This is a genomic window from Paenibacillus solisilvae, assembly GCF_042656405.1.
Classification (GTDB): domain Bacteria; phylum Bacillota; class Bacilli; order Paenibacillales; family Paenibacillaceae; genus Paenibacillus_Z; species Paenibacillus_Z solisilvae.
The window spans coordinates 1-6,730 of sequence record NZ_JBHSOW010000136.1; the positions used below are offsets into that span (position 1 = coordinate 1).

The window sequence follows — 6,730 nt, forward strand, 5'->3', positions numbered from 1 at the left end:
TCGTTACGACAGAGTCGCGGTTTGAGAGAAAGACACGTAGTTCTTCAAAGGCTTCTGGTGTGTTGCGTATGAACGAGTAGTAGCCGTTTTTGACCATGTCGGCGATGACCAGGGCATCCTTTTTGTCACTCTTGGATGGCGTATTGTCGCGGTTTTCCTTGTTCTTTTTTACGAGATGTGGATTGACGAGAACAACTTCAAACTGACGATTTGAGAGCCATTTGGATAGATTAAGCCAGTAGTGTCCGGTAGGCTCCATGCCAACAATGGCTGCCGTTAAAGTGTGAGCGGTTTGCAGCGATTGAATCCACCGAAGAAGGCTGTGAAAACCCTCCTCATCGTTTGAGAAGGATAGGGGATTCCCGACCACGATTCCTCGGAAATTAACTGCACGTGCGACATGGGTTTGCTGAGCGATGTCGATCCCGACGACCAGATGCAGGGCGGTAATTTTTTCAATGAGTTGATTTTGTTTGTCCTGCGATTTAAACTTCATAGTAGAGCGTCCTCCTGGATGATGGAATTTTTAGGGCTATGACCCGTTGCGTACTTCCATCGTACCGAGGCGCTCGTTTTTTTGCAAAGCGGAAATTTAACGCTCTACAGGAATGCTATCGTTCTCCGGGAGCGTAACAAGCAGTTTCTTGATAGGTCCTTCCCTGTCGCGATACGTAAAAGAATCATCAATAATAAATTAGGGTTCTTAACTCATTATGAAGTTCTTCAGGGATGGAGTAGTAACCTTCGCTGCTACCTGGTTTTTTTACAAGTAATCCAACTGCTCCTTCTGCATCGTTAACATTTAAGACATATACCTTTTCAGTGTCGTCTTTAAATGTTATGTGCATTAGAAAAAACGTACTGTAATCAAGTTCTGCCTCGATTTTTTTGGAATTGTTTATTGCCTTTACAAAGATTTTTATTTCATCAGCATCTTCAAATATCTTTTCTGTGAATATTGGAGGCTTCTCCATTCGTTTACACTCAACCGTACATTGTAATCTAATATTCAATATCTCTTTTTCACTTTTAATATCAAACGACTGTTGGGTTCCAACCTTCGAGGTCAATTCTGGCTCTTTATCGGAAGGAATTTTCCCGCAACCTACCGCCATAATCGCGAATAGAAAGAGGAGCAACAATAACGAACAAGATATCTTTTTCATTAGAAACCACCCTCTTTTCTTATTAAAAACCGCATTCAACATAAAGACGGGTTCGACGGAAGTTTTGTTGCGTTAACCTGCCAGTTAGCTCAACGTCCATTAGGACATCTGTATATAACCTCTTATTTTGTGCAGAAGTAAATAGGATCCGCCGATGCGGATCCTTTTGCTGTTTTATTCAAACTATCGTACCCGTGTAGCCATCCATGCCCCTCTTGGGGCACCACAAATTGTCTTTGCCACTCGAATCATTTCGGATAACGCAAGAGGACGTTTTTCGCCTATCATTTCAAAAGATCCTATTGCTAATTATCGCGTCGAAAGTTTCAGAAGCAAAAGGCATGGACTGGGCTTTCACTTTTAAAGATAACACTTGATTTTCTACAAACCAATTGCCAAAACGGCTGCGCAAACGCGTCGAATGTGAAGTATCGGTTGTCACCATTCCAATGATGTTCTTATCTTCTGTAAACCAACTGGACTGATCTTATGGAATTTATTGACCCGACTCTTCGCTTAAATTTGGAACGATTTATCCTTTCATGAGCGTGCATGAGATGGGATGGAATTCTGGATTGGGTTATGGATCCAAATTCCCAGCGAATATCGTTTGAGTTCCTGTTCGCGTGTCCATCCAAACCGCAAGAAATCTTTCTGTCGGAACGATGCTGACATCAATATAATCCCCAATGAGCACGACCGGCGTCGGGCTTCCCGCGTTCGGGTTTGAGGATGCCGTCGTTACCTGCCTGTTCGTAAACGTAGTGCCTCCGTCATTGGATTCGGCCACAAACACGTTCAGCAAAAAACCGTCCAGCTTGTTCGTGTAATAGATGATTTTGACCGCACCCGTTTGCGAGGATACATCTATTGCCGGGAAGAAATTTTGCGAACCGGATGTAGCATTGGTTACGCTTCTTGGCGTACTCCACGTCGTTCCGAGGTCCTGCGACTTGGACATGAAAATATCCGCATATCCCTGCCGGTTATCCTGCCAAACTGCATAGATCGTGTTGCTCGTCAAGGGGTTCAAGGAAGTATCCACCGCAATGACCGGGAAGGTCAGGCAGCGAAAGGCGTAGCCTGAAACCGGCAGCGGGCTCGGGACAAACGATACCGGTGAAACCAAAATCGGCGGGCCGAAAGAGCCTCCGCCATCAAACGACCGGCGGATGAAGAAATTTGGTGCAGAGGGAGGCGCGGTGATCCACGAGAAGTAGACGTTTCCGAACAAATCGACTGCCGTAAACGGGCGTTCTGTTGTCGTGTCATCCGGATTTGACATCAGCTTCGGATTATCCCAGGATACGCCTTGATTCGTAGAGCGCTGATAAAAGGCAAGGGACTTTCCATTAAAATCGATATTAGTCTGGCGGGTATAATTAAGATAAACATTCCCTTGATAAGGACTCTTTTGCGAACGGTCAATCCTGATGCTGGTCGCATCGTTATTGATAAAGGTCCCGTAACCCTGATTTACAATCACCGGAGCAGAGAAAGTGGCTCCGCTGTCCGTCGACCGATACACAATCACCGTTCCGGCTGCGCCAAAGGGGGGAAAAGCATGTGCCACAATAATAAATAGATCGCCGAAACAATAGGCAACATACGCGGCTTCGGCCCCGACAAATTCGGAAGGAATGGGCAGCAGCGTATTTACCCAGTTGACACCTCCGTCTATTGATCGGTATAAGCCCACCAGCGGACTGCCGGTTGTGTTATCGGTGGCTGTTGCAACAATGATATTTGGGCTGAGCAAATGAACTGCCACGCTCGGTTCGAATTTCGTATTACCGCCTGGAGTTACTTGATAATTCGCCAATTGCATACCCTCATTTATTAATCATTATATATTTAAGGATAAACCTAAAATTGGTTTCAATGGATATCTATTCTCATTATTAAGATCTTTCATGAAGAGTCTGAAAAGAATAAGTAAAAAGATGGCCACACACTCCATATAGAGTGTCCTATTTTGTGCCTTCTGTCTTATTCTTTTGAATGAACTTATTGAGATTAGAGATAATCTCCTCTTCACAATCAAGGCAAATAGCGACAGGGTAGCTATCAAATCCAGGAAGCGTGAACTGCTTCATATCTGAGAATGTTCCTACGCTCCATCTGATTTGCTTACATGAGGCACAATATATTTGAGTCGGTTGCATAATAAACCCCATTCATCTCCAAGTATTTTATTGTATGCTCAACGATTAAAGGAGTGTTTCAAGAAGAAGATTAACTGACCGACTGCCTGATAGATTTGTTCATCAAGCCATTTAAATAATAAATCGGGAATTCTTCGGTTAGAGTTTAAGTGTTTGATGTCATTAATTAAACTTAATCGGTTGGAGAAAATGTTATTTAAATCGTGAACTAGGGCGTACAAATACTGTCCTGACTGATAGTCACTATTTGTTTAAAAACGGATTTACGTACAACAAGGAGTATTGTTTACTATTCTCTGGGCATTTAATGCAAATATTTTTCTTAACAGAGATAAGTATTTAGTTTCTTTCCGTAAAGACCATGCGTATGAAGATATTTCTTTTAGCTCAGCTTGTTTATATTCCATAAGCTTTTCAGCTACATATGTGTTTAAATACATAGTACGGCTCACCTCACATTGTTTATGGTCTTACGGCTTTAATTACTGCTGAAACAATATAGTTTTCCATGCTCGTTCCTGGTACCCAATCTTTAATGAAATCTTTCGACTCATCCTTAGGCTCAATCGTAATATTCGAAAATCCACTATCCAAAAGCATTTGTTTTAAGTCTTCGATACTGGATGCTCCCGAAATACAGCCGAGCTGGAAAGCCTTACCGTGTTGCCCTCATCGCTTGTGTTAATAAGCTTCTTCACTGGATTTTTGCTCTACTTGTTAAGCAAGAACGGTTTGTCGACTTAGCTTAGTTACCACATTTATAATCCAAAAGAAAAACCTTCCAGCATGTGCGGAGAAGGTTCTTTAGTGCACCTGTTTTTCAGTATACCTCGGTCAGAATCTAATATTAAGAGAAAAATGTTGACAAGATATTAGCTGGTTTTCGTATTATGAGGTCACCAGATCTTTAAAATGTACCCTTTGTAAAGGACATTTAAAAAAGGTTAGGCTACACAAAGAAGATGATTTCTGTATTCTACAGGGGTCATCTTCTTTAAATTCCATTGGTAACGGAAATTGTTATAGTAAGTCATATAGTCTCTTATTTCCTTTTTAAGTTCTTCTAAGGTATTACAGGGTTTAATATAAGCTTCATCTTTGAAATGACCAAAGAAGGACTGCGGAGCGTTATCCCAGCAATTTCCTCTCCTTGACATTGATTGTCCAAGCCCTAATTTTCGTACGTATTTTTGGAAAGTGGGACTTGTATAGTGTGCCCCTTGGTCAGAATGGATAATTGCACCTTCTGCAAACTTTACTCGTTTATTCCTTTTCAACTTTACTAATGTATCCGTTACTAAATCTAATGTCATTCGATTGGAAACATTATAAGCAAGAATTTCATTCGTTGAACTGTCTTTAATGGTAGATAAAAAAGCCTTCTGGCCATTACCATAATAGAGATATGTAATATCGGTAAGTAGTACTTTCCCTGGAACTTTCTGTTTAAATTCTCTGTTTAATAAGTTCGGAAGTACAGAGTGTTCTTGAGAAGTTTTCAACATTTTCAGATACGGGTTAGTTCTTCTTATAGGACAAATTATCTTGTACTTCTTCATAATTCTTCGAATCCGTTTCAAGTTATACGTAATTTGAAATTGTCCTTCTAAGGTCATCTTAATCTGACGAGCACCTTTTTTCCGACCTTTAAAATGAAAGGCTTTTAAAATATTCCCTTTAAGGATTAAGTCTTCTTTTTCCCGTTTGTTTCTTCTTTCCTGGGAATCTGAAGAAATGTAACTATAATAACCTGAGCGCGAAACTCCTGAAATTTTGCATAAGAAACTGACCATATTCTTAAGCGCGTACTTTCCAATTACTGAACGAATCAGAATGAATTTCTGTTCAGCAGTGACTTTCACTCGTTTTCCTGCAGCCCCCTCTCCAGGATGTCTAACTTTTTTAGTAATTCATTCTCGGCTTTTAACAGTTTAATTTGTGCTTCTAATCGAGCATTTCTTTCTTCTAAAGTAAGCTCTCTCTTGATCGGTCTCCCAGAATTTCTCTTACGCATATCCTGAAGGCCTAACACTCCTGATTTATTAAAAGCAGTACGCCATCTATGGGCAGCTCTATTTACTCTGACAATACCTATAACTTCGACATCAAAACCATTCTCCTCAAAGATCTGTCTTGGTGATTTTCCTGTTTTATTTTCAGCTATAAAAATTCTTTTGAACTCATCTGTATACGTAATCTCCTTGATACTTACAGATTTGACATAAGGATTAGTGGATAGATGTTCTACTTCTTTCTGGGTAAAATGGTTTCTTGGCATTTGATAATTTTCTCCTGTTTCTCTATTTTATAAGTTATACAAAAAGTACCCTATAGGGCAGACCTTTTTCAAGTGTCTACTCTATAGGGTACATTTTACTTTCTGGTCGACCTCATTTTTGTGTGGTCGTAAACTAACGGCGAAATATGGAGTAAGAGAACAAGAATACGGACCTGTCGCAAACGATGCGAAAAGAGGCAGATATTTGGAATTTTTACCCACTTGAAAATTAATATGACTTTCATTAATATTGTAATGGATATGTAATGTCTATGTGAAATTAAATAACATCGAAAGGTCGGGGATTGTATTCCAAGAAGTTCATGTTCGTGCAAGGTAAGAATGATAGCCAAGAGGGAGATGATTTGAATGGTTAAAAATAATTTACGAATAGCTTGCTTATTATTGCTAATGCTTATTGTGGTTGTTCCGACCTCTGTTGTTGCCAAAGGAGGCTCTCCGGCCAAAAAACCGTTTGTCATCGAGGAGGCCACAATTGAAGACCTTCAGAAAGCATTAGCTTCGGGACAACTTACATCGGAAGCACTTGTAAAATTTTATCTGCAAAGAATCGATGAAATCGATAAAGCAGGTCCTCATTTAAATTCGATTATTACGGTGAACCCGCATGCGCTGGAAACTGCTATTGAATTAGATAAGGAACGGAAAACAAAGGGGCCCAGAGGGCCGTTGCACGGGATTCCTGTCATATTGAAAGACAATTATGATACGGCGGATATGCCGACTACAGGCGGATCCGCTTCTCTTAAAGACACTGTCCCCGTTAAGGATGCGTTCATGGCGAAAAAACTCCGTGACGCCGGGGCGATTATTCTGGCCAAAGGGAACATGGATGAATGGGCCCATGGCGGAGCGCCTGGCCCCGGAAAGCCGGGCGGGGCTAACGGGTATAGTTCGTCAGGCGGGCAAACATTGAACCCTTATAAATTGAACCGGGGTCCTTCCGGCTCCAGCTCAGGTCCCGCTGCGGCCGTGGCGGCAAATTTGGCTGTCGTCGGTATGGGCACGGATACGCTCGGTTCCATTCGGGGGCCGGTTGCAAGCAACGCACTCGTGGGCATAAAGCCGACTTTGGGGCTTACCAGCCGTTCCGGAATTAT

Annotated in this window: 5 protein-coding genes and 1 pseudogene; 1 reads left to right on the top strand and 5 read right to left on the bottom strand. The window is 41.6% G+C overall.

The annotated features are described in order from the left end of the window. From ACFPYJ_RS32525 to ACFPYJ_RS32545, 5 genes and pseudogenes are all read right to left on the bottom strand, one after another. Positions 1–496 (bottom strand): IS110 family transposase (locus ACFPYJ_RS32525; protein WP_379192650.1); only part of this gene is annotated, 496 nt, incomplete at its 3' end. A gap of 187 nt (positions 497–683) precedes the next feature. After that, positions 684–1,166: a YhfM domain-containing protein gene (locus ACFPYJ_RS32530; RefSeq protein WP_379192652.1), complete on the bottom strand. Its 483-nt coding sequence runs from the start codon at positions 1,164–1,166 to the stop codon at positions 684–686. A 580-nt stretch (positions 1,167–1,746) separates the two neighbouring features. Beyond that, on the bottom strand, positions 1,747–2,988 hold the full coding sequence (locus ACFPYJ_RS32535) for a sialidase family protein (RefSeq protein ID WP_379192654.1): 1,242 nt from the start codon (positions 2,986–2,988) through the stop codon (positions 1,747–1,749). An 805-nt stretch (positions 2,989–3,793) separates the two neighbouring features. Then, positions 3,794–3,973: pseudogene (gene arsM, locus ACFPYJ_RS32540) on the bottom strand (arsenite methyltransferase); the annotation flags it as partial. A 302-nt stretch (positions 3,974–4,275) separates the two neighbouring features. Beyond that, a protein-coding gene (locus tag ACFPYJ_RS32545) for an IS3 family transposase (protein WP_379192656.1) occupies positions 4,276–5,609 on the bottom strand; the annotation gives its coding sequence in 2 pieces (ribosomal slippage) (positions 4,276–5,237 and positions 5,237–5,609; 1,335 coding nt in all). Between the two features lie 369 nt (positions 5,610–5,978). On the opposite strand from ACFPYJ_RS32545, the gene ACFPYJ_RS32550 reads away from it, so the two are divergent. Next, positions 5,979–6,730, top strand: a 752-nt coding sequence (locus ACFPYJ_RS32550; RefSeq protein ID WP_379192658.1) for an amidase family protein, incomplete at its 3' end; no start/stop codon positions are given.